Raw genomic sequence first — 21,659 nt, forward strand, 5'->3', positions numbered from 1 at the left:
GCCTGGCGGAGATTCAGCCTGCGGCGATCTATGTCATACAAGAGGATTCATTATGGACAAGCAATTTCTGGGCAAAACCGACCTGGCGGTAAGCCGGATCTGCCTGGGCACCATGACCTGGGGTGAGCAGAACACCGAAGCGCAAGCGTTCGAGCAGCTGGACTATGCGGTGTCCCAGGGAATCAACTTCATCGACGCTGCGGAAATGTATCCGGTACCACCGCGGGCCGAAACCCAGGGGTTGACTGAAACCTACCTGGGTAATTGGCTGAAGGCGCGAGGCAACCGACAGGATCTGGTGATCGCCAGCAAGGTCGCGGGGCCCGGCAACGGTTTGAGCTATCTTCGCGGCGGCCCGCGCCTGACCCGCAGCCATATCCGCAGCGCCCTCGATGACTCGCTCAAACGGCTCGGCACCGATTATCTCGACCTGTATCAGGTCCACTGGCCAGACCGGAAGACCAACTTCTTCGGCCAACTGGGTTATCAGCACGATCCCGCGGAGGATGTCACGCCGATCGAGGAGACGCTTGAGGCGTTGGCGGAACAGGTCAAGGCGGGCAAGGTCCGCCATATCGGCCTGTCCAACGAGACCCCCTGGGGCACGATGAAGTATCTGGCGCTGGCCGAAAGCCGCCGTCTGCCACGGATCGTGAGCGTGCAGAATCCCTACAGCCTTCTCAATCGCACCTACGAGGTAGGCATGGCGGAAGTATCGCACCGGGAGCAGGCCGGTCTGCTGGCGTATTCGCCCCTGGGCTTTGGCACACTTACAGGCAAGTATCTCGACGGGCGTAAGCCCGAGGGCGCCCGGCTGACGTTGTACACCCGGTTCAGCCGCTACAACGCGCCCCAGACCCAGAAAGCGGTACGCGCCTATGTCGACCTTGCCCGGGAACACGGCATGAGTCCGGCGCAGCTGGCCCTGGCGTTCGTCAATAGCCGGCCCTTTGTCACCAGCACCATAATCGGCGCCACGGGACTGACTCAACTGGAGGAGAACATAGGCAGTTGGGACATTAACCTATCGGACGAAGTCCTGCAGAAAATAGAAGCGATTCATCAGGTTTACACGTCACCCGCGCCATAGCGTCGCTACGACAGTTCTACCTGGCCAGGCATTTGTGTAGACTTCTGCCGCCTGGTTCCCGGTCATACGGGCCACGCGGGCTATGCCCGACCCGCTCTGTTCACGAGGATTCGACATTGGAAAGTACGGCCCGCGCGAAGCCCAGTCTCACCGAGAAAGCATTCTGGACCATGATCAATGCCGTGGAACGCCGGCTTTTCTCGGATCGGTTTATCGTTAGCAATAAAACGCCTTACGACATCATCTATCAGGACGGAATAATGAGCGTTCGCCATTATCTGCCCCTGGAAGAGGATGAAATCCAGGTGGGCGATACTATGGTGCCGGTAGAGCCTGTGCGCCAGCGCGTGCCCGTGGTGCTGGTGCCCCCACTGGCGGCGACGGCCATGATTTTTGACCTCTTGCCCCAGCGTTCTCTGGTGCGTTACTTCCTGGCCAGAGGATTTGACGTTTATCTCATCGATTGGGGCGAAGTAGAGGCCGAACACCATGGCCTTTCCCTGGAGAGTTATGTTCTCGACTGGATGCCCGCGGCTCTCAAAGCGGTGCGTGATGACAGCGGTGTGAAAGATATCTCGTTTTTTGCTTACTGCATGGGCGGGCTTCTGGCGCTGATGTACACAGCCGTTTCGCAGGACAGGCACGTTCGCAACATGGTCACAGTCGCGAGCCCGGTGGACATGCATCAGGTTGGAATTGCTGGCCGAGTGCTTTCGTTGGTCTACCGCCCGGCCCAGATTGTAAGTCAACTCCTCAACATCTCGCTGCTGGATCTGCCGGCGCGTTTTGTTCATGTACCTGGCTGGTTCAACTCGTTCGTATTCAAACTTACCAATCCAATCGGCAGTGTTATCAGCTCGCTCGAATTGCTGGTCAACCTCTGGGACCGGGAGTATGTGAAGGAACACACCACCGTGAGCCAGTGGTTTAACAAAATGGTCGATTACCCGGGGGAGACGATCAAGGGCATGGTGGTTCATATGGGCCTGAACAACCGTATGGCCAGGGGGCGGATGCGGCTCGGCGACCAGGAGGCAGAATTCAAGCAGATCCGCTGCTCGATCCTTGCCTTTGCCGGAGAAGGCGATAAGTTGGTGAGCGTGCGATCGGCCCATAAAGTACTCGATATAGTCTCGTCGGAAGACAAAGAATTCTGTGTTGTTCCGGGCGGACATGCTGGCGTTTTTGCGGGCAGCCATGCCCCGGACAATACATGGGCTATGGGTGCAGACTGGTTACTCTCCCGGTCGTCATGAGGGGCTACATTACGAAGTTCGGGTAAGTCTTTACATTCGGTGACAAAAAAGATCAGATGGAGGGGCTGTTTTTGATCGTATTGCGATTTGGATCGGCTACAATTGTGTTAAATAAATTTTAAGATCCATTTCTTTTTGCGCCTTGCGGGTTCGTCAAATGGTTTTACGTCTCTTCTTCATCCTCCTCGCCGTCAATACTATTGCGTTCGTCGCACATGCCGAAGCGTCGGAGCAGCAAGAGCGCGTGGAACGGCCTGATCTTTGGGCTATCGTAGAAGCCGGGCCCGCGAACGCAGAAGATGAGTTGGAAGACGAACTGGGGGAACTTGCTGACTTGGGTGCCAGGTTCCTGAAATGGCAGTTTACCCGTGAACAGGGCCCCCGGTATGCCTCTGACCGCGTATTTTCTGATCATGGTATCGCCATGGTTGACGATGGGGCTGCACTGAATCTGAAATGGCGCTTCTAAGTCAGCGATTGGCTCCCAGCAACAATTGATTCCCGCCCGCAATCGACTTCGATTCTGACTCCCATTCTGAGTCCGTGGCTCATCTCTCCGCAGTGACACTGGACCACACACGTCTCTGCTCAGCACCCCAGCCCGACCTGACTGTTTCTCTGCGGTAGTTTCCCTCTCCTGATTGACCGTTTCATATAATCTTCCGATGCTTTGCTGTTAACCTCGCTGCTGTCGTTCGGGGCGCCCCTCTCGTTGTCAGTGGGCTATCCGTTGTAGAGTATTGGTCGGTCAGGTGCGCAAAAGCTGAGGAGGTTAGCGAATGGCAACAGAGCCCAAAGTCTTCAGGCGGGTAGAACCCTGTGTGGACGCAATCCTGGCCGCGGTAGGCAAGGAGATTCACTTAGGGTTGCCCCTTGGCCTCGGCAAGGCCAATCGGCTGGCTAATGCGCTGTATCAGCGAGCGCTGGAAGACAAGAGTGTGAGTTTGCACATCGTGACAGCGCTGTCCTTGACCCTTCCCCATGGGTCTCAGCCACTTGAGCGCCGTTTTCTAGAGCCGTTTGTAGAGAGAGTCTGGGCGGGAGTACCTGAGTTGGATTATGCCCGTGACCTTCAGCGCGGGGCTCTACCGGAGAACGTGAAGGTCTCCGAATTTTTCTTCAAAGCTGGCAGCAATCTTGGCAATGCCACCCAGCAGCAGAACTACATCTGCACCAACTATACGCACGCTGTCAGGGACCTTCTCGCACAGGGAGTAAACGTAGTTGCGCAGATGGTCGCCCCTGACCCTGGCGGCAGCGATCAGGTCAGTTTTTCTTGCAACCCTGATCTGAGCCTTGACCTTATACCACTGCTGCGGGAAGGATCGGCTGGAGACGTTGTCGTGGTTGGTGAGGTCAACCCATCTCTGCCTTTTATGGAAGGTAAAGCTGCTGTTCCGGCTGCTCTTTTCGACCTGCTCCTCGAAGGCCCAGCATTCAACTACAGTCTCTTTCCCGCACCGGCTATGGCGATAGAGCCCGCAGAACACATGATCGGGCTCTTCGCGAGCGCGCTGTTGCGCGACGGCGGAACGCTGCAGGTCGGGATCGGTTCCCTTGGCAGCGCTGTCATTTACAGTACGATTCTGAGGCATCAGCGCAACGACACCTATCGGGAACTGCTTGAGCGGCTGGACGTCGCAACACGGTTTCCGGTCGCCTTGGAGGTGGGGGGCAGCGGCACCTTTGACGTCGGTCTCTATGGTTGTAGCGAGATGCTCGTGGATGGGTTTGTTGAGCTCTACAGAGCCGGCATCCTGAAGCGCGAAGTCTTTGATGACCCAGCCCTGCAGAGACTGATCAATGAAGGACTGGTCGATACCCGGCCCTCGCTCGATATGCTCGACCAGTTGGTGGAGGCTGAACTGATACAGGGTACGTTGCGCGCGCGGGACATCAAGTGGCTGCAACGCTATGGCATACTGGCGGATGGGGTTGAGCTCAAGGGCGGCCGGCTCGTGATCGGCGACGAAAGCGCAAAGCCCGAGCTTACTGATCCAGAGGCTCGAAAACTGATCGGCGAGAAATTCCTGGGTGCATCATTAAGAGGCGGAGTTGTCGCCCATGGTGGCTTCTTCCTTGGGCCACAGTCGTTCTACCAGGCCCTACGCGACATGCCCCCCGAAAGTCGCCAGAAATTCTCCATGACCAGCGTCAAGTACATCAATGACCTGTACGACCACCCATTCGGCTCCCAGACGCTTAAAGCAGCGCAGCGCACCGAAAGCCGCTTTATAAACTCGGCCATGATGCAGACCCTCAACGGCGCCGCCGTCTCGGATGGTCTCGAGGATGGCCGCGTTATCAGCGGAGTAGGGGGGCAATACAACTTCGTCGCAATGGCCCATGAATTGCCTGGAGCACGGTCAGTGCTGACCTTGCGCAGCACCCGGCAGTCGGCCGGTAAAACGGTTTCGAACATCGTTTTCAACTACGGCCACATCACGATTCCTCGTCACCTGCGCGACATTGTTGTGACCGAATATGGCATTGCTGATCTTCGGGGTAAGTCTGATCAGGCTGTTTATAAAGCGCTCATCCAGATTGCCGACTCCCGCTTCCAGCAAGGCCTGCTTCGCCAGGCCAAGAAAGCAGGCAAAATCAGCAGTTCCTGGGCGATTCCCAACGCCTATTGCAACAACCGACCCGAAGAGATAGTAGCGCTGGTTGAACACTATCGGAAACAGCATGACATTTTTCCTGCGTTTCCTTTCGACTGCGCATTTACCCCGGAAGAGTTGCGTCTGGCAGAGGCTTTGCAGGCGTTGAAGGCAGCGACCAGCAGTCCGATGGCCAAGCTGCAGACGCTCATCGCGGCTTTGAAGGTGGAGGACGTACCCGCCCACTGGCAGGCTCTGCTGTCCAGAATGGGTCTCGAGCGTGTGGAAGGCTGGAGGCAGAAACTGGACAGAAAACTGTTATTGCAGGGCCTGCGACTTACAGAACCCGATGCCGGGCCGGGCAATACACTGTAGAACCGCCAATGCTACACGTTCGGCTGCAGCTCATCGTCACTAGCGCTACGTGTTTCGATAATCTCGAGATCAAAGTAGAGGGTGAGGCCGGCCAGCGGGTGGTTGGCATCCACAACGACGGTATCGCCGGCTACCTCTATCACTTTCACAACTTGTGTCTGCTCACCGGTGTTCGTCTGGAACTTCATGCCTGGCTGAAGTTGATCCACGCCTTCAAAAACGGAGGCGGGCACGGTGTTAACCAGCGCTGGATCATGCTCCCCATAGGCGAGATCAGGCGGTATTGTAACCTCCAGAAGATCGCCTGGACCGCGTCCCTCAACAGCTTTTTCAATGCCTGCGATAACCTGGCGGGAACCTGCAACGAACCGCAGCGGCTCGCCTCCTTCTGATGAATCGATCACTTCACCCTCGTGATTTTTCAGGCGGTAGTGTACGACGTAGGCCAGGGGGCGTTGCATAGTGGGCTCCTAGTGACAAAGAACGCCGCAGCTTAACAGAAAGTGAAGTGGTGCGGGGGCGGGCAGGAACGCTTCATGAGTGCCAGTATTTTTCCGTGATTCACGCCCGAAGTGTGGATTGGGAAGTTTTTGCCTTACGCAACAGTCTTCTGTTGCCTGTAACTCAATCCATGTATTTCTTGCGGCAGCCTGTATACTTCTTGTTACAGTAGGAAAGCTTGACCAAAACGCTTCGCGGAAGAGACGTTCTTCCAGGGAGTGAAACTGGTCTGGCCCCGACCGGTTTTAGGCCATTGCCACCGGAGCCGGCCAGATCTGACGTAATCGGGTAATGAAGAGATAGATCGCGTGGAACAAAACAGAGAAGCATGGCGCGTTCTCATCGTTGAAGATGATGAGCGACTAGCGGAGTTGACCAAAGAGTTTCTGGAGAAGAACGACCTGGTCGTATCGCTTGAAACCTATGGCGGCCATGCCGTCGAGCGGATCAAGAACGAAAAACCCGATCTGGTCGTTTTGGATCTGATGCTGCCGGGGGAGGATGGTCTGTCTATCTGCCGGCGGGTTCGTCCTTTTTATAATGGTCCCATACTGATGCTTACCGCACGTACGGATGATCTCGATCAGGTGCTTGGGCTGGAGATGGGTGCTGATGATTACATGTCCAAGCCGGTACGCCCACGGGTCCTGTTGGCCCGAATCCGGGCTTTACTAAGGCGCGTGAGCGAGAACCAGTCGGCTGCGCCGGTTGAGCCTGCACCGACGGACTCTGCCCGGCTGACATTCAATGACCTGGTTATCGACCGTTCCATGCGGGAAGCCTGGCTCAACGACGCCAGCATCGACCTTACCAGTGCAGAGTTCGATCTCCTGTGGCTCCTGGCCAGCAACGCCGGGCGCGTTCTGAGCAGGGAGGAAATTTTCACCGCCCTGCGCGGCATAGAATACGACGGCCAGGACCGCTCCATTGACGTGCGGGTGTCGAGAATCAGGCCGAAAGTTGGCGATGATCCGGTCCACCCCCGCCGTATAAAAACAGTGCGCAGCAAAGGGTACCTGTTCGTCAAGGAGGCCTGAAAGCCTCGCCTGCAACCTTCGGGTTGCTGGATCTGTACCGTCGATCCAGACGGGACTTCGTTCCGTCGGCGTGGTCATTTCACCACGGGCTGTCGGTTTTGAAATGAACTGCCGCAGCTTAGAGCACTACAACGTCACGCGGCAGCCAGCACCTCTATGCACCCCAAGCCCTATCTTAAACTTTATCTGATCATTCTCGGCGCATTTCTGGGCGTCGCGCTTGTGTGTTTCGGCCTTTATCAGGGACTCAATTCCGTTCGCGAACGGGCCTACCTGGAAGCGCTACCGGCACCACTGATGAGCTGGGTTGCCGCACATCCCGAATTTATCGGTGCGACAACTTCGCCGGATCTTTCCGGGGCGTGGGACTTTGGCATCGACGCGAGGTCAGAGCTTGGGGCGGTTGAGCTGGAGCGACTCGGCTACGGCCAGGTGATCGTCGATCAGGACGCCGGGGGGCTCCGGTGGTACATGCAGCTGCAGGATGGCTCTTTGTTGCAGCTCGCGCTGGACGATCCGTATCGCGACCTGGGCGAAATGAGTGCTCGACTGATCGCCAGGCTGTTTGAGCTGCAGCCCGGCACATCCCATGGTGCGGGGTTTGCGGATGTGGGGGCAGCCCTTGGCGTACTGGTCGAGCCGGTGGTGCGGCAGGATCAGTTGCCCGACCAGGATGTGCTGGATCAACTCGGTGACGGTCATATCGGGTACGACCAACCATCTGCCAGCGATCCGGCGCAGCTGTTTTTTCGCGTGCATGGAGAGGGTTTGCGTTCCGGACAGCTGATGAGAGTCACTTTACCCCCGCCTTTTGATCCCTGGGCGTGGCCACTATTGCTTCTAATGTTCTCCATCCTGGCAGCCGCCGTCAGTGGCTTGGTCTACCTGTTACTCTCACGTCTACATCATCGACTCGCAAGCATAGAGAACGTGGTGGCGCGGATCGCCAGAGGCGAGTTGGACGCCCGCGTACGCGAGGGCAACCAGCCGGTTGTTGACCGCCTGGGTTACGCCTTCAACAGTATGGCTGAACATATTCAGCGTTTGGTCGGGGTTCAGCGGGAAATGATCCACGCCGTTTCTCACGAACTGCGCACGCCAGTTGCCCGGATCAGGTTTGGCGTCCAGATGCTTGACGATGGCGGCAGCGATCCCGAGCGTGAGAAGCAGCTTGCAGCAATCGACGGCGACATTCAGGAGCTTGATGAGCTGATTGACGAGATTCTGACTTATGCGCGGCTGGAGCAGGGCGGGCCGGTACTGACTCTGGAGGAGGTGAATGTCAGTAAGATTGTTCGTCAGGTCGTGTCTGAACAACAGTCGACTCATCCGAAAATCACTATCTCGGCGCCCGGGGTCCGTGAGCAGGAGGATGCTGCGCTATCCGATGCCGATCCCCGTTACCTTCATCGGGCTATTCAGAATCTTGTCGGTAACGCCACGCGTTACGCCCGAAGCGAAGTCCGGGTGATCTGTCATTTTGAGCCTGAAACCTGCCGCGTCGATGTTGAAGACGATGGCACAGGTGTGCCCGAAGAATACTGGGACAAGGTCTTCACCGCGTTCGCCCGTCTGGACGATAGCCGGACCCGGAAATCCGGCGGATACGGGCTGGGGCTCTCCATCGTCCGGCGCATCCTCTTCTGGCACGGTGGCCAGGCGTTCGTCGGACGCAGTGAGGAGCTTGGTGGCGCCCGGTTCAGCCTGGTATGGCCGCGGCGTCAACCTGACCTTGAAGCGGGCGAGCGCTCATAGCCGAGGGCTTGAGGCGAGTGCATGGAAGTAGTCCCGGCCTTGAGACTGACGCCTGGGGCTAGTTTCTGGCAGGCCCGGGGGCCAGGTGAGTCTCGCGCGCTGCAAACGCGATCAGATGGTCAGCCTCTAGCCTGATACCGATGTACTGGTCGACCTGAAAATCCAGGTGGCTTCTGAACAGAGCCTCTATCTCCGCACCGGACGCCAGTTGGAGTCTGTAAAGGGTAGACGTGCCGGCAAACGTCTTTTCGACAATGCGTAGCTGGAGATCGGAGCGCGGGTCATGGACAACATCATCCGGGCGCACCAGAAAGTCGACGGGCGTGCCACGCGCCCAGCCATAAGCGCGGTTACCCCGGATTACGCCTAGTTCGCACTCGATCGCATCCGGTGACATCATTTGGCCCCGAACGAAACAGCCCTGGCCCACGAAGCTTGCCACAAAACGGTTGGCCGGCTCGTGATAGAGGTTGTAAGGACTATCCCACTGCTGCATCTGGCCGTCCCTGAGCACGGCGATCTGGTCACACATGGCGAACGCTTCCTGCTGATCATGCGTAACCAGAATGGCGCTCAGCCCTCTTTTTTTCAGGAGATCCCGCACATCAATGCTGAGCCGCCGTCGGAGGTCAGCGTCAAGACTGGAAAAAGGTTCGTCCAACAGGATGAGGTCGGGTGATGGCGCCATTGCCCGGGCTAAAGCAACTCGCTGCTGCTGTCCGCCGGAAAGATTTGTGGGCAGACAGTCAGCCATATCCTGGAGCGATATGAGTTCAAGCATTTCCTGGACGGTTTGCTGGCGTTGCTGGCGGCTGAGGCGGTGAAGTCCGAAACCGATATTCTCGGCAATGCTCAGGTGGGGGAAGAGTGCATAGTCCTGAAACACCATGCCCACGCCCCTGTTCTCGGGCGCTACAAGCCGTTCTCGGGTGCTGAGCACGTTGCCCCGCAATTTGATCTGGCCGGTCATGGGTGGAATGAAGCCGGCCAGCGCCCGCAGGACAGTGCTCTTACCGCAGCCACTCGGGCCCAGCAGGCAGCCAATCTCCCCCTCTGCCAAAGCCAGGTTGAGCGAATGAACAACCGCGCTTCCGTCGTAACCACAGCTGAGTTCCGAAACTTCCAGAATCCACGTACTCATATTCAAACGCCTGGCAGCAGCAAGAACTCGAGTAGCGCTTTCTGTGCATGAAGCCGGTTTTCGGCTTCATCCCATACTACGGCGCTCCGGTGCTCCAGCATGTCTGCAGATATCTCTTCTCCCCGGTGGGCCGGAAGGCAGTGCATGAACAGTGCGTCTTTGTCCGCGAGTTGCATCAGGGCGGGGTTTACCTGGTAAGGAGCGAATGCTTTCAGACGGGCACCCTGTTCGTCCTCTTGTCCCATGGAAGCCCATACGTCCGTCGCGATCAGGTGCGCGCCAGAGACCGCCTCTTCCGGGTTGCTGAACACCTGTACCCGGTCGCCATGTGCATTCAGGAGGGCTGGGTCAGGTTCATAGCCGGCCGGGCAGGCGACCGCCAGCTGGAAATCAAATTGTTCGGCCGCCATGATGTAGGAGTGACACATGTTGTTGCCGTCGCCAACCCAGGCTACGCGGGCGCCTTTGATCGAGCCGCGGTGCTCCCGCCACGTCTGCATATCCGCGAGCAGCTGGCAGGGGTGAAAGTCATCAGTCAGCGCGTTTATGACGGGAACCCGACTATAGTGCGCGAAGGTTTCGACGATCTTGTGTTCGAATGTCCGGATCATGACCCCATCCGCCATCCGCGAAATGACCCTGGCGCTGTCCTCGACAGGCTCTCCACGGCCGAGCTGGGTATCACGGGGGGACAGGAACAATGCAGACCCGCCGAGTTGAGCCATGCCCGCTTCAAAGGAAACGCGTGTCCTGGTCGATGATTTTTCGAAAATCATGGCCAGCACGCGGTTCTTGAGGCTATCGCGTACGACACCCGACTGATGGGATTTTTTAAGCGCTATCGCATGATCGAGGAGATCGCTCAGCTCCGTCGGCGAGAGATCTGCCAGAGTCAAAAAATGTCGAACGGCCATTGCCAGGCATCCTGTTGAATCATGGAATAGGTTTTGAGAGATGGGCCTACTAGCGGCGGGGACGCTTGCGCTCGTCCGCCATGTAGAGTTTGATCAGCCGGATAAGACGCATAGCCATGTCGTCCGCCTCGGAATCGGTCATGGTCAGGGCGGGCAGCAGACGGATGACTCGTTCAGCGGTCACGCTGATAAGCATACCCTGGGTTTTAGCCAGGAGAGCGAGTTCCGGACAGGGCTCCTGGAGCTCGATACCAATGATCAGCCCCAGGCTGCGGATCTCCCGGACGTAGTAGGCGCCCTCCAGGTAATCCCGCATGGGCTCCATCACACGCTTGCTCAAGGCCCGCGCCCGGGCAACCAGGTGGTCATTCTCCAGCGCGCTTATCACAGCAAGCGCAGCCGCGCAGCCGAGGGGGTTCCCGCCAACCGTTGAGGCGTGGGCTGAGCCGAAGAATACCTCTGCAGCTTCGCCGCGGGTCAGGCAGGCCGAAATCGGGAAGCCATTGCCCAGGCCACGCGCGAGCGTCAGCACGTCGGGTAAGACACTGTATTGCTGACAAGCAAAGAACGACCCGGTCCGGCCGATACCGCTCTGTGTTTCGTCGAGTATCAGCAGCCAGCCCTGGTCCCGGCAGATATCCTGCACGGCCTTGAGGTACGCAGGCTCGGCGATGACCGTGCCAGCGTCTCCCTGGATGGTTTCCAGCATGATCGCAGCCACGTCCTGCCGGGTCGCCGCTAGCTCCCGGATTGCTTCGATGTCGTTGAAGGGAACGCTGGCGAACGCATCGGGCGAGGATCCGCGCTGCTCATTCCCGGCCACCAAAATGGCCGGGTTCGTGATCCCCTTTTGCAGACCGAACTGACGGGCTATTCTGATGGCGCTGTCATTTGCTTCTGCACCAGAATGCGCAAACAGCGCCCCTTCCATTCCTGCCAAGTCGCTCAGCTTCGTTGCCAGAGCCCGCTGAGATGCGCACTGGAGAGGGCTCGCGCAATAGGTCAACTCGCCTGCCTGATGGGCCAGAGCCTCCTGCACGCCTGCATGCGCATGACCCAGCCCGCATTCACCAGACCCTGCAGAGGTATCGAGATAACGATTACCCTGGGTGTCGTAGAGCCAGATCCCGTCTCCGCGCTCGACGCTGAGAGACAGACGACCGGAAGAGTTGAATAGCGGATGCTCCGCCATGGCGGTTCCTTAAACCTCGGTACAGAAGGTACCGGCGCTAACGAAAAAAGGCAGCATCTGACGACACGCTCCGGTTCGCGAATGGCCCGCGGGGCAATAACGCGACATCGGACCCGTCTCGGGGTGTGCTGCCTTGACCTGATCAGTTTATCGGGTGCCTTTCGAGGTGCGCCCTTGCGCCGCCAGACACCGGCCGGTTCATCCAGACCCACCAGTACGCCTGCAAAACGCGACAAAACGATGAAGCGGGCTGGGAGATCTGTCAGTGGCGTTCCTGATCGCCGAGATCTGGCTCGGCTAGTTCGCTATGTTAGCGGTAAAGGTTGTTGATGACAACGCGTCAGCGGCTCGCGGCGAGGGCTGAAAGTGCAGTTGTGGCGTCGGCAAAACCGGGCATCAGGCGGCCAGGATAAAACCCGACTAACGTAGTCAGGAATAGCCTCGCTGTGTAAAATAGACGCCATCGAGACCGGGCATACGAGGCCCGGCGGCGCATCCCGACCCGGAGGATATTCGATGGACATTAACGAGACAATCAAGCAGCAGTTGGATAGCAACCCCATTCTGCTTTATATGAAAGGCAGCCCCCAGGCTCCCCAATGCGGGTTTTCCGCTCGGACAGTGCAGTCCCTCATGGCGTGTGGCGAGCGCTTCGCCTTCGTCAACATCCTGGATAACCAGGAGTTGCGCGAAGGCCTCAAGGTCTACTCGAACTGGCCTACCTTTCCCCAGCTCTACATTAATGGCGAGCTGGTTGGCGGCTGTGACATCGTTAACGAGATGTACGAGAGTGGCGAGTTGGAGAAGCTGGTGAAAGACGCTTCAGCTTCGGCAAACACCACCTCTGACCAAAAAGCCTGAACAGGCTCCCACCCAGGATCAGCCGATCCCGCCTGGCTCCAGCGCCTGCTGGAGCCAGGTACCGCAGAAAAGCTGTTAAGGCTCGCCGAGTCAGCTCCATGAAGCATTAGGCTTTATTGCAAAGGCAGAGAACAGCAGGCCGACCGCTACAGGTAGACGGGCGACATTATCAAATGAAGTCTGAATCGAAAGCCGTTGGGACGTTCTTCTTCCGGTGGAGGCGGGTAGGGGCTGGCGGCCAATGCGGACTGCACGGCGATCCGGTCAACAAACTCGCTACCAGAGCTCTCCTTCAGTTGAACCCTTCTGACCGCACCGTTGGCAAGCAACTTTAATTCGATCGTGATCGGCTGGGTTCCGGCTTCAACTGCCTGATTGAACTGTTTAAGCGTTGATTCACGCTGAAGAAACTGTTTGATAGGGCGCATCATATGGCGGCTGAGTATCAACTGATACGGATCCATTTGCGGCAGGTCGGGCTGGCTGGATACTTGCCGATGTTCTTCAGGCTCGAGCGGACTGGACGCGTCCGGAGCACCACTTGGTGCCGCTGCGGCAGACCGGCTTGGCTGAGTGGCCGGTTGCTGAAGGGCATCTTTAGTAAGCTGTGGGCGTGGTGATCGGTCAGCGACAGCCTCGGAGGCTTCGGCCCGCCGTTCGGTGGTTTGCGTTTCTGGCTGTTGAGGTTCGGGCGGTTGTTGACGCGCCTGAGCGTTCGGTTCGCTTTGAGTAGTCAACACGGGTGCTACTGCTTCGGCAGGCGGCTCGACCGGACTTGCGGCGGGCAGATTTTCAGCGACGGTCTGCGCTAGGGGTTCGACTGGTGGGGTGGAGGCTGCGGTTGCCCGGGACGACTTTTGCGCGTCGGTATCAACACCCTGTTCGACCAGTTGTACCTGAACCGTACGCTCGGTGGGTTCTTCCTCGGGCGCACGCGCAAGCAACACCAAACCTGTAATGACGTGTATCAGCAATGCCAGGGCTGCGGCCAGAAGAAGCTGGGGCCGGGACTGGGCCCCGACAGTGTCGGCCGGGCCTCCCTGTCCCTGGTAGCTCATGGAAATATTACCCGGCTTTCCGGCGCAGGCTGCCCACCACAGAGTCCAGTGCGCGATCAATCAGTGCGCCTTGCTCAAGCACTGTCAGTCGCCCCCGACGCATATCATGGGCGAGATCGAGTCGCTTTTTCTCGACCACTTTGAGCCCCATCCGGTTTACGAAGACGTAGCTGTCAGCTTCTTCGATGATGGCCGAGAGCTTGCATCGGAAACGGGTGCCATTGACCAGGCTGAATTCAACCCAGGTTCCGGCGCCAATGCCCTCTACAGCGAGCATGTGCTCGGCCATGGCAGCATTCTCGAGCTCTTGCTCCCGCTCGACCGCTGTCTGTATGCCACTGGCGACGGGTGGCGGAGGCGCCATCGCAGGAGAGCTGTCTTCCGACGCTTCCTCCAGAGCCTGTCGCCGAAATGCTTCAGCCAATTCTCGCTTTAGGCCTAGCATCATCTCATCAAGACGGGCGGCGTTGTAAGAAACCTCTTCCAGTCCGGCCCTTAGTGTTTTCAGCAGAGAAGGCACCAACCGGACCCATTGCGCACGGTCGTCTTCGTGGGGCTGAGGCTTTAGACACCAGAGCAGGTCATCAACGACCCGTACTGTTTGCGTCCATCGGTGCTCGTTGTCGTCCCGCAGGTAAGCCAGGAACATAACCCGGCTCCAGCCATTCTGAAGTATGTTGCGGATGCTGTCGGGAAGCGCCCGCATACGCATCTTCTCGTTCAGAACACGGTCAACGGTCTCCTGGGCCTTCTGCGACTTTATGCGACCTCGCTCGGACTCTCGGGTTCGCTGCTCTACCAGGGTGGCCTTGCGGTTCTCCCGAGCCAGGAACCGGTCGAACTCTTCGTTAAGCGATTCAAAGATAGCGATATCGCCGTCGTACTCTTCCAGAATTCTTTGCACGATCGTGTGTATCTGTTCGTAAAGTTTGTCGCGGTTTTTTTCATTGCTGTCGCTCCAGCCAATCCCTGCCCGGGCTAGTGCATTGAGCAGGCGTCTCGCTGGATGCGTTGCTTTGCTGAAGAAACTGCGGTCTTTAATGACAACCTTCAGAATAGGAATCTGAAGGCGGCTGATCAGAACCTGAATGGGAGGCGAAAGGTTGTAGTCCTCCAGAATGAACTCAAACAGCATCGAAACCAGATTGATCAGATCTTCGTCGACTTCGTCTATCGCTGTGCGCTCGCCGTTGCTGCCTTTTTGCTCTGACAGTAACTCTCCCACGACCTGGCGTAGATCCAGGGCAACAGGTTGTCCCACCGTGAGGTCTGCGGTCGTCGGCTGGGCAGGTATTCGTGCGAGCAGAGAGAAGAGTTCGTTGTCGCTGATCAGTCTCGCGCCCGATCCGGCGGGGGCGCTCAGGCGGTGATCGCCGGTTCTGGCCAGCAACTGCCTGATAACGGCAAACGAACCTTCCTCCTCTTCGCCAGCAAATCCCGGCTCGCTGACGGCGTGACCCGTGTTGCCTGGGCTGGTTGCGGATGCGCCAGTTTTGCCCCGGTACTTGAAGTTGGGAACAATGCCGCTCTGAATCAGAATCCTGTTTGCCTCATCCAGGATCATTCCCAGATTGGCAATTACATAGCGATCAAACTGCTTGAGCACTATGAGGCGCTCACGAATCTGGATATCCAGATCGGCGATAGACTCAACAAGTGCGGCGCATAGATGCTCAGGGGAGAGCGGATTTACAGGTTCGGACTCGGGGCGGCCGTACAAGACCGAAAAGCGGACCTGTAACTGAAGCAGTGTGCCCTGGAAGTGCGCCTTGGCCTTGGAGACCATGGCGTTTATCGCGACTTCCTGCTCCAGCACGTCGTTATTCACCAGGGACAGGCTCTCTGCAGTGAGCGATTCTCCGGCTGGTGTGCGGGCTGAACTTGGGCTGGGCGGGGTGTCAAAGAGATTGAAAAGGGCTTCCTGAAAGCGCTTCTCCACCCCTTTACGTTTAATCCTGACCTCGCGCATCGCCTCAAAGAAGCGATTCTGCTCATTGTTGCTGCGGGCATTGTTGGCCAGTTCAAAAAGAGAGTCATCGACTGAGTCGAAGGTTCCCTGCAAGAGATCCGACAAGCCGGCGGTAACCACCTCCCTGATATTCTGAACTTCCTTCATAGCGGTACCGCGACGTCCAGAAGTGGCCTGGCCATGAAGGTAATGTATGCCGGACTGGTTAGTCATGACCAACTCCGCGTCTTTATACTGCAACTAGGCGTGAGCCGAATGATAACGGTTATTTTATTATGGATCTGTAATTAATTGTACGGGCTGGCCAGCCAAATAACAAAATTTAAGCGATTTTGATATGCCGAATTAATAAGCAGGCCTCAGTCCGGAGAGGTCAGCGTCTGGCTGGTCCGTGCCAGGAGCAAGGCGAGCCAGCGCTGAATCTTGCCAGGTTCTAGTTGGTGTAGACCGGGCCGATGCCCATGCTCCAGATAACAACAGTCATTGCCAGCAATGCCACAAACATGACCAGGCCAACGGTAAGTACTGAGGTGGCGAACATGAACCCGCGTTCGGCCGGTATGCTCATGAGGATCGGCAGCCCCTCGTAAAGCAGATAGACCGCATAGCTCATCGCGATCAGACCAAGCAGGACATTAAGCCAGACGGAAGGATAGGCGGCTGAAACGCCAGCCAGCAACAGTGGTGTTGCGGTGTAAGCTGCCAGTGTTACGCCGAAAGGCTTCCCTTGAGCGACGCCGTAGGTCGCGGCAAAAAAGTCGATAAAACGGCCGAGTATGTAAATGCTTGCAATAATCGCCCCATAGAAAAGGACGCAGAGCGATGCTGCACTGAAGGGTGTCAGTTTTATCAGTTGCCCGTCTCCAATTTGCCAGCCGACCTGGGTAGTACCGATATAACTGGCAATGGCGGGAATCAGTGCGAGTAGCAGGACATGGCCAAAATACAGGCGGGGCAGAGATTCGGAATCTTTTCGAATTTCCTGCCACTCCCTGTCCGGGTGCGTAAAAAGGCCGATGCTGTGGGCAAGGCTCATATGTTGGTTCTCCTGTTGTTATTGTTGAGCGAGTTTCAGATTTTGCGCTGCAGGCAGAGCTTGCAGTCCCTGTGTTACAGCTTAATTTACTCCCGTTCTTCTCTTGATCCAAGGCATCGGCCAGCGCTGCACCAGAGCCTTTACTCGGCCGCGGATCGGGTCCTTGCAGGGTCAATGGCCGTGAGCGGTTCTGTTGAGTCTTGGCCAGAATCCGCAAAACCTCAAGGAAAGTTTATTGCGGGTGCCGATTCAGTCGCAGTTCGTCGCCGAGCCGGGGTTGGTTCATGCCTTGCGGCGTCTGCGTCGGCGGGTGACTGGATAAACCTTGGCAGCCCTTATGACGTTATCTTTGATCTGTAGCACTTCTATTCTCAGCCCGGCAGTACGCAGGCAGACATTGGTTTCAGGAATAGCCTCCAGCGCTTCGGTGATAAGCCCGTTCAGGGTTTTCGGGCCATCGGTGGGAACGTTGGTCTTCAGCGCTTTATTAATGGCTCTGATATGGGTCGAACCGTCGATAATGTAAGTCCCGTCGTCCTGGGGCAGTATGTCAGGGCTGCTGCTGGCGGCAAAATCGGTTGTAAACTCGCCGACAATCTCTTCCAGTATGTCTTCCAGCGTCGCAATGCCCAGAACATCTCCGTACTCATCGACAACCACGCCGATACGGCGCTTCGCTTTCTGAAAGTTGATCAACTGCGTGTGAAGCGGTGTGCTTTCCGGAATGAAATAGGGGTCGCGGGCAAGGTCGAGCAGCGTATTGGCGGTCAATTCGTCGGTTTGCAAGAGCTTGCTCGAATTGCGCAGGTGGAGAATGCCCGCAATGTTATTGATATCGCCGCGGTAAACGGGAAGTCGGGTGTGTTGGCTGGCTCTGAGTTGACGGAGAATGGACTCCATGTCGTCTTCCAGATCTATGCCGACGATTTCGTTACGGGGCACCATGATGTCGTTGACCGTGACTTTCTCAAGATCAAGGATGCTGACGAGCATGTCCCGGTGCTTTTTCGGGATGAGGGCGCCGGCTTCGTTAACGATGGTGCGCAGTTCGTCCTGGCTCAGGTGGTCCTTGCTGGCCTCGTCCCGATCAACGCCCATTAATTTCATCAATCCGGCTGTCACTAGATTGACCAGCCAGACAAGCGGAAAAAGCAGCTTCAGCAACGGGCCAAGGATGTAGGAGGCGGGAAAGGCAATCCGCTCTGGAAAAAGCGCTGCGAGCGTCTTTGGTGTCACCTCACCGAAAATCAGGATGATAATGGTGAGGCCGATCGTCGCGATGGCAATGCCGGCGTCGCCATACAGTCTGATGCATAGCACGGTGGCGATCGCAGAGGCTGCAATATTGACGAAATTATTGCCAATAAGGATGACACCGATCAGGCGATCCAGGCGTTCAAGCAGGCGCTGCGTATTCTTCGCGCCGCGATGCCCGGTTTTTGCCAGGTGTTTCAGGCGATAGCGATTCAGCGCCATCATTCCCGTTTCAGAGCTTGAGAAAAAGCCGGACAGCAGAACCAGAACCGACAGGTAGATGATCAGGCTGGTGGATGAGATATCGTCCAAACGGAGCTATTCCTTTAACGCTTGGGTGGGTGAAGAACTGAGTGCAGAAAGCACCATAGCTGAATATGAGTCTCTGCCAAATTCAGATTGGACAGGAACATTAGGCTTGCCTTCGGAAGAAGGTCAAGAGTTGGCGTCGACAATTGAATGCTCGAGCGGTATCGGCGCGTGCCTTCAGGACCAGGCTGCCGTCCCCGTCGTAAGGTTCCAGGGACGTCAGGTTCCGGAGATGTCAGGTTCCCCAGGTGTCAGGTTCTGAAGGCGAATTCGAGTACGAACTTGCTGCCGTAGTAGCCGAGCATGAGAAAGGCGCTGCCGACCAATGTCCAGCGCGTCGCAACCAGTCCCCGCCAGCCTTTAAATTGCCGGCCTATCAGCAGGCTCGTGAAAACCAGCCAGGCCAGCAGCGAGAACACTGTTTTGTGGGCAAGATGCTGCGCAAAAAGATCATCCATAAAAAGCGCACCGCTGATGATTGCCAGCGTTAAAAGAATGACGCCGGCCAGGATCAGGTCAAACAGAAGCGACTCCATAGTCTGAAGCGGCGGCAGATTGCGTACAAAAACGCTGTTGTAGTTGTGTTTTAGGCGGTAGCTTTGCAGCGTCAGCAGAACGGCCTGGGCTGCTGCCAGCGTGAACAGGCTATAGGCGGTCACCGACAGGACAACATGGGCCAGCAGCCCGACGGTGGGGCGGACCAATACATGTGAAGGCGCGTCCAGCAGCAGGCTGGCGATGATGGTCAGGGCGGCCAGAGGGTATGCCACAACCAGGAGGCTCAGCACCGCTTTTTTGCGCCACCCGACTATCAGCAGTATGGCCACTATCAACGCGGAGATGCCGACTGACGCAGGGAATGTCCCGAAGTCCAATCCTTCCCGCTGCCAGATAAGATCCGAGGCCAGAGCACCATGCGATATCAGGGCGAGCACACCAGTCCAGTGGCCGCTTGCGCCGTCGGGCGGGAGTTTTCCCCGCAATGCTAATGCCTGCAGGCTGGTGCCGATGCTGTACAGCAGCAGTGTGGTCACTGCCAGAATCAATGTACCCATGCCGAACGTCTACTTGGAAAGATCCGTAAAAGGGCGTTTAGCAAACTTAATCTGTCTGCCTGTGCCGGGGGCGTAATGAGGGGACGAATTTCGGGATAAGTCTGGTTATAATGCGGCAATTATGCAAGCAATTCGGCTAGGCCATGACGCACCAGCGGCAGTGATTTCCGTCTCTGTGCGCCGCTAAGCCCCTGCCCGACGGTCGCAAATACGCTGGCTGAGAGTTTGCGCTATTTCCCCATGTGCCTGAACTACGAAGTGATAGCTTATGTTCGATAATCTGAGTGAACGCCTGTCGGAAAGCCTGCGAAAGGTCAGCGGCCAGGCCCGGCTAAGCGACGACAATATAAAGGATACCTTGCGCGAAGTGCGCATGGCGCTACTTGAAGCCGATGTGGCCCTGCCGGTGGTGAAATCTTTCGTGGAGGCGGTTCGCGCGCGCGCCATCGGGCAGGAGGTGAGCCGCAGCCTTACCCCGGGCCAGGCCTTCATAAAGGTCGTCCAGGCGGAGCTCGAGAATGTCATGGGCTCGGCAAACGCCGACCTGGATTTGTCCGTAAAACCGCCCGCGGTTATTCTCATGGCGGGTCTCCAGGGCGCCGGCAAGACCACAACAGTCGCGAAACTCGCTCGTTTTCTCAGGGAGCGCAAGAAGAAATCGGTCATGGTTGTCAGTGCTGATATCTATCGGCCGGCGGCCATCCGACAGTTGGAGACATTGGCCGGCGATGTTGGGGCCATGTTTCACCCCAGCTCTGAAAACGAAAAGCCTGTAGATATTGCACAGGGCGCAATTGAGGCGGCACGGCGGAAATTTGCCGATGTCCTCATTATAGATACCGCGGGTCGCCTGCATATCGACGAGTCGATGATGGGTGAGATCCGGGAGTTGCATCAGTTTGCGAAGCCGGTTGAGACGCTGTTCGTCGTCGATTCCATGACCGGGCAGGACGCGGCCAATACAGCAAAGGCATTTGGTGAAGCGCTGCCGCTGACGGGCGTCGTTCTTACTAAAACTGATGGCGACGCCAGAGGCGGGGCTGCCTTGTCGGTTCGATACATCACCGGCAAGCCGATCAAGTTCCTGGGCGTAGGTGAGAAAACTGACGCGCTTGAGCCGTTCCACCCAGACCGGGTGGCATCGCGCATCCTGGGGATGGGGGATGTGCTTTCTCTTATAGAGGAAGCCGAGCGCAAGCTCGATCGCAAGAAGGCAGAGAAGCTAACCAAGAAAATTTCGAAGGGTAAGAGCTTTGATCTTGAGGACTTCCGCGATCAACTTCAGCAGATGAAGAGCATGGGTGGCATCGGCGGCTTAATGGACAAGCTGCCGGGCATGGGTCAGCTGCAGCAGGCCGCTCAGGAACATGTTAACGACAAAAGCATGGGCAGGCTTGAAGCGATCATCTGCTCAATGACGCCCCAGGAGCGTCGCTACCCGGATGTGATCAATAATTCGCGGAAGCGGCGTATCGCAGCTGGATCTGGTGCTCAGATTCAGGATGTGAACAGACTGTTGAAGCAGCACAAGCAGATGCAGAAAATGATGAAGAAGTTCGGCAAGAAGGGCGGCATGGCCAACCTGATGCGGGGAATGGGCGGGATGCGCCCGCCCGGCGGCGGCGGAATGCCACCGTTTGGCCGGTAATAGCGGCAAGGCGGCTATACGGTGTCGTCCGGGCAGTCGAATGCCTGTCTTGGCGGCCTCGAAAGCGCATGCAGAGTAATGTTTCCTTGCCGGCTTTTTTAACGTAGAATGTCGACCCTTTCAAGTGAGGCGCGCATTTTGTGTGCCCGCTTGGCCAGTGATTAGGCAAAACGCAGCCGACGGCATGGTGTTCGTCGTCGGGCTGAAAGCTGCGCTGCCAGAGAAACAGCTGGCGGAAATGCTGCACAGGTTATGAGAGCTTCAAATTGCTCGCGTTGAGTGTCGGCGAAATGCCAGACAGCGATGGCGGGTAAATGTTTTTATTTTTCATCTGAACAGGATAGTGGTCGCAATGGTATCAATCCGCTTGTCTCGCGCCGGCTCAAAGAAGCGCCCTTTTTATCACTTGGCCGTTGCTGATAGCCGCAATGCCCGCGATGGCCGTTTTATTGAGCGCGTCGGTTTTTTCAATCCGGTGGCCCGTGGTCAGGAAGAGCGTCTGCGCATCGACCAGGAGCGTGTGTCCTTCTGGCTGGGTCAGGGCGCCCAGGCCAGCGAGCGTGTTTCCAGACTGCTGAAAGAAGTCGCCAAGTAAGACCGTACTGCTG

General features: G+C 57.2%; 18 protein-coding genes. 9 read left to right on the top strand and 9 right to left on the bottom strand.

The features are described from left to right. Nucleotides 1–52: 52 nt before the first annotated feature. From soil367_RS04530 to soil367_RS04545, 4 genes are all read left to right on the top strand, one after another. Nucleotides 53–1,090, top strand: coding sequence for an NADP(H)-dependent aldo-keto reductase (locus soil367_RS04530; protein ID WP_136547330.1), 1,038 nt, complete (start codon nucleotides 53–55; stop codon nucleotides 1,088–1,090). A gap of 116 nt (nucleotides 1,091–1,206) precedes the next feature. Continuing rightward, on the top strand, nucleotides 1,207–2,346 hold the full coding sequence (locus soil367_RS04535; RefSeq protein ID WP_136547332.1) for an alpha/beta fold hydrolase: 1,140 nt from the start codon (nucleotides 1,207–1,209) through the stop codon (nucleotides 2,344–2,346). 157 nt (nucleotides 2,347–2,503) lie between these two features. Next, nucleotides 2,504–2,815 carry a hypothetical protein gene (locus soil367_RS04540; RefSeq protein ID WP_136547334.1) on the top strand — a complete coding sequence of 104 codons (312 nt, stop codon included), beginning with the start codon at nucleotides 2,504–2,506 and terminating at the stop codon, nucleotides 2,813–2,815. A 310-nt stretch (nucleotides 2,816–3,125) separates the two neighbouring features. Further along, on the top strand, nucleotides 3,126–5,321 hold the full coding sequence (locus tag soil367_RS04545; RefSeq protein ID WP_136547336.1) for an acetyl-CoA hydrolase/transferase C-terminal domain-containing protein: 2,196 nt from the start codon (nucleotides 3,126–3,128) through the stop codon (nucleotides 5,319–5,321). A gap of 11 nt (nucleotides 5,322–5,332) precedes the next feature. On the opposite strand, the gene soil367_RS04550 is transcribed toward soil367_RS04545, so the two are convergent. Then, a complete protein-coding gene (locus soil367_RS04550) occupies nucleotides 5,333–5,782 on the bottom strand; it encodes an FKBP-type peptidyl-prolyl cis-trans isomerase (RefSeq protein ID WP_136547338.1) in 450 nt (149 codons plus the stop codon). A gap of 348 nt (nucleotides 5,783–6,130) precedes the next feature. Between soil367_RS04550 and soil367_RS04555 the strand changes: the two genes are divergently transcribed. Continuing rightward, a complete protein-coding gene (locus soil367_RS04555) occupies nucleotides 6,131–6,859 on the top strand; it encodes a response regulator (RefSeq protein ID WP_136547340.1) in 729 nt (242 codons plus the stop codon). Between the two features lie 156 nt (nucleotides 6,860–7,015). Next, the gene (locus tag soil367_RS04560) at nucleotides 7,016–8,614 is read left to right on the top strand and encodes an ATP-binding protein (RefSeq protein WP_136547343.1); all 1,599 of its coding nucleotides are present in this window, start codon (nucleotides 7,016–7,018) and stop codon (nucleotides 8,612–8,614) included. Between the two features lie 58 nt (nucleotides 8,615–8,672). On the opposite strand, the gene soil367_RS04565 is transcribed toward soil367_RS04560, so the two are convergent. The 3 genes from soil367_RS04565 to soil367_RS04575 are packed head-to-tail and all read right to left on the bottom strand — an operon-like array spanning nucleotide 8,673 to nucleotide 11,861. Further along, nucleotides 8,673–9,755, bottom strand: coding sequence for an ABC transporter ATP-binding protein (locus soil367_RS04565; protein ID WP_136547345.1), 1,083 nt, complete (start codon nucleotides 9,753–9,755; stop codon nucleotides 8,673–8,675). A 2-nt stretch (nucleotides 9,756–9,757) separates the two neighbouring features. Continuing rightward, complete coding sequence (gene argF / locus soil367_RS04570; RefSeq protein ID WP_136547347.1) at nucleotides 9,758–10,669, bottom strand: ornithine carbamoyltransferase; 912 nt, start codon at nucleotides 10,667–10,669, stop codon at nucleotides 9,758–9,760. A 49-nt stretch (nucleotides 10,670–10,718) separates the two neighbouring features. Then, the gene (locus soil367_RS04575; protein ID WP_136547349.1) at nucleotides 10,719–11,861 is read right to left on the bottom strand and encodes an aminotransferase class III-fold pyridoxal phosphate-dependent enzyme; all 1,143 of its coding nucleotides are present in this window, start codon (nucleotides 11,859–11,861) and stop codon (nucleotides 10,719–10,721) included. 516 nt (nucleotides 11,862–12,377) lie between these two features. Here soil367_RS04575 and grxD point away from each other — a divergent pair. Beyond that, nucleotides 12,378–12,722 carry a Grx4 family monothiol glutaredoxin gene (grxD, locus tag soil367_RS04580; protein ID WP_136547351.1) on the top strand — a complete coding sequence of 115 codons (345 nt, stop codon included), beginning with the start codon at nucleotides 12,378–12,380 and terminating at the stop codon, nucleotides 12,720–12,722. 146 nt (nucleotides 12,723–12,868) lie between these two features. On the opposite strand, the gene soil367_RS04585 is transcribed toward grxD, so the two are convergent. The 5 genes from soil367_RS04585 to soil367_RS04605 form a co-directional block, all read right to left on the bottom strand. Beyond that, nucleotides 12,869–13,696 (bottom strand): TonB family protein, encoded by an 828-nt coding sequence (locus soil367_RS04585; protein WP_172962263.1) that lies wholly within the window; start codon nucleotides 13,694–13,696, stop codon nucleotides 12,869–12,871. Nucleotides 13,697–13,787: 91 nt separating this feature from the next. Further along, entirely contained in the window at nucleotides 13,788–15,962 is a 2,175-nt protein-coding gene (locus soil367_RS04590; RefSeq protein ID WP_136547355.1) for a DUF1631 domain-containing protein, read from the bottom strand. A 220-nt stretch (nucleotides 15,963–16,182) separates the two neighbouring features. Continuing rightward, entirely contained in the window at nucleotides 16,183–16,785 is a 603-nt protein-coding gene (locus soil367_RS04595) for a Yip1 family protein (RefSeq protein WP_136547357.1), read from the bottom strand. Between the two features lie 282 nt (nucleotides 16,786–17,067). Continuing rightward, nucleotides 17,068–18,351 (bottom strand): HlyC/CorC family transporter, encoded by a 1,284-nt coding sequence (locus soil367_RS04600; protein ID WP_136547360.1) that lies wholly within the window; start codon nucleotides 18,349–18,351, stop codon nucleotides 17,068–17,070. Nucleotides 18,352–18,599: 248 nt separating this feature from the next. Continuing rightward, a complete protein-coding gene (locus tag soil367_RS04605) occupies nucleotides 18,600–19,403 on the bottom strand; it encodes a cytochrome C assembly family protein (RefSeq protein WP_136547362.1) in 804 nt (267 codons plus the stop codon). Nucleotides 19,404–19,671: 268 nt separating this feature from the next. Here soil367_RS04605 and ffh point away from each other — a divergent pair, with 268 nt between their 5' ends. Together ffh and rpsP are read left to right on the top strand one after the other, a co-directional pair. After that, a complete protein-coding gene (gene ffh, locus soil367_RS04610; RefSeq protein WP_136547364.1) occupies nucleotides 19,672–21,051 on the top strand; it encodes a signal recognition particle protein in 1,380 nt (459 codons plus the stop codon). A gap of 352 nt (nucleotides 21,052–21,403) precedes the next feature. Beyond that, the gene (gene rpsP / locus soil367_RS04615) at nucleotides 21,404–21,646 is read left to right on the top strand and encodes a 30S ribosomal protein S16 (RefSeq protein WP_136547366.1); all 243 of its coding nucleotides are present in this window, start codon (nucleotides 21,404–21,406) and stop codon (nucleotides 21,644–21,646) included. Nucleotides 21,647–21,659: the final 13 nt, after the last annotated feature.

The organism is Hydrocarboniclastica marina (assembly GCF_004851605.1).
Taxonomy (GTDB): Bacteria; Pseudomonadota; Gammaproteobacteria; order Pseudomonadales; family Oleiphilaceae; genus Hydrocarboniclastica; species Hydrocarboniclastica marina.

Excerpts from the sequence above, each read along its gene's own strand:
- soil367_RS04530 (WP_136547330.1), top strand. The coding sequence starts at position 53 with ATGGACAAGCAATTTCTGGGCAAAACCGACCTGGCGGTAAGCCGGATC.
- soil367_RS04540 (WP_136547334.1), top strand. The coding sequence starts at position 2,504 with ATGGTTTTACGTCTCTTCTTCATCCTCCTCGCCGTCAATACTATTGCG.
- soil367_RS04545 (WP_136547336.1), top strand. The coding sequence starts at position 3,126 with ATGGCAACAGAGCCCAAAGTCTTCAGGCGGGTAGAACCCTGTGTGGAC.
- soil367_RS04550 (WP_136547338.1), bottom strand. The coding sequence starts at position 5,782 with ATGCAACGCCCCCTGGCCTACGTCGTACACTACCGCCTGAAAAATCAC.
- soil367_RS04560 (WP_136547343.1), top strand. The coding sequence starts at position 7,016 with ATGCACCCCAAGCCCTATCTTAAACTTTATCTGATCATTCTCGGCGCA.
- soil367_RS04565 (WP_136547345.1), bottom strand. The coding sequence starts at position 9,755 with ATGAGTACGTGGATTCTGGAAGTTTCGGAACTCAGCTGTGGTTACGAC.
- argF (WP_136547347.1), bottom strand. The coding sequence starts at position 10,669 with ATGGCCGTTCGACATTTTTTGACTCTGGCAGATCTCTCGCCGACGGAG.
- soil367_RS04575 (WP_136547349.1), bottom strand. The coding sequence starts at position 11,861 with ATGGCGGAGCATCCGCTATTCAACTCTTCCGGTCGTCTGTCTCTCAGC.
- grxD (WP_136547351.1), top strand. The coding sequence starts at position 12,378 with ATGGACATTAACGAGACAATCAAGCAGCAGTTGGATAGCAACCCCATT.
- soil367_RS04590 (WP_136547355.1), bottom strand. The coding sequence starts at position 15,962 with ATGACTAACCAGTCCGGCATACATTACCTTCATGGCCAGGCCACTTCT.
- soil367_RS04595 (WP_136547357.1), bottom strand. The coding sequence starts at position 16,785 with ATGAGCCTTGCCCACAGCATCGGCCTTTTTACGCACCCGGACAGGGAG.
- soil367_RS04605 (WP_136547362.1), bottom strand. The coding sequence starts at position 19,403 with ATGGGTACATTGATTCTGGCAGTGACCACACTGCTGCTGTACAGCATC.
- ffh (WP_136547364.1), top strand. The coding sequence starts at position 19,672 with ATGTTCGATAATCTGAGTGAACGCCTGTCGGAAAGCCTGCGAAAGGTC.
- rpsP (WP_136547366.1), top strand. The coding sequence starts at position 21,404 with ATGGTATCAATCCGCTTGTCTCGCGCCGGCTCAAAGAAGCGCCCTTTT.